The 1,064-nt window shown below is 74.0% G+C and carries 1 protein-coding gene and 1 pseudogene; one reads left to right on the top strand and one right to left on the bottom strand.

What is annotated here, in order from left to right:
* Window positions 1-459: GAF domain-containing protein (locus tag ACYVE9_RS28005; RefSeq protein ID WP_461030687.1), on the bottom strand; the 459-nt coding region annotated here is incomplete at its 3' end.
* 409 nt (window positions 460-868) lie between these two features.
* Here ACYVE9_RS28005 and ACYVE9_RS28000 point away from each other — a divergent pair.
* A pseudogene (locus ACYVE9_RS28000) lies at window positions 869-1,064 on the top strand (hypothetical protein); the annotation flags it as partial.

The raw sequence follows: 1,064 nt of genomic DNA, 5'->3' as shown, positions 1-1,064 counted from the left end.
CGCCGCCTCCGACGCGGAGTGCGGGGCCGCCTCGGTGGCGGGGTGCGGGTGGCAGCGTTTGTTGGCCAGGAAGAGCGCGCCGAGCACCTCGTCGCCGTCGGCCACCGGCATGCCCAGGAAGTCGGTGAGTTCGGGGTGCGCGTCCGGCCAGCCCTCGAAGCGGGGATCGTGGCGCACGTCGGCGAGCCGCTGCGGGGTGGCGTCGCGCAGCATGGCAGCGAGCACGCCGTGCTGCCGGGGCAGCGGGCCGATGGCCTTCCACTGCTCGTCACTCACACCGTCGACCACGAACTGGGCGAAGCCGCCGCGGTCGTCGGGCACGCCCAGCGCGGCGTACTCGGCGTCCAGCAGGTCGCGGGCCGAGCGCACGATCGTCTGGAGCACGTCGCGGACCTCCAGGCGCCGGTTCATCGCGAGAAGTGCTGAGCTGACGGCTGCCAGCCCGGTTCTGGGGGCCATGTGATCACCGTACTCGCGCGGGCCGCAGCGGGGATCGGTCCGCGGGACGGTGCGCTCGGGCCCGGGGCGTAGGTCGGACGTCGCAGGTCGACCGGCGGACGTCGCGGCGGGCGGCCGGCGTGCCGTGCGGGATCGGCGGGAGTGGCTGCGGTGGGTGGCAGGGCGAGCACACCCAGTCGAAGGCGCGGCGGGGTGATGTGAGGCCGGGCACGCGACGCAGATCACTTACGACCCGGGTTAGTAGGCACGGAGGGCCGCACACCGGGCCGCACGGGCGGGGTCCAGGCACTCGAACGCCGGTTGATTCCACTACCGCGCGTAGTAAATGTCGTTTTTGCACCAAGAACGACGATCCGCCCAGACTGGCCGGCGGCGCAGGGAGCCTGCGTCCGTCGAACGGAAGGCCCTCATGCCCGTCGCCATCGTCCCCTCCCCCCGCCGGCACCGCAGGAGCCGTCGCGCCGCCGCCGGTCTGGCCACGGCCGGTACCGCCACTCTCGCACTCGCCACGCTTGCCAGCCCGGCGCAGGCCGCGTCGTCGGCGCAGCTGCTGCCCACGAAGGCCGAGACGCTGCCGGTGACCGCCGAGGCGCTGCGGACGACGG

The organism is Streptomyces sparsus, assembly GCF_054776295.1.
This window is presented reverse-complemented; position numbering and strand designations above follow the sequence as displayed.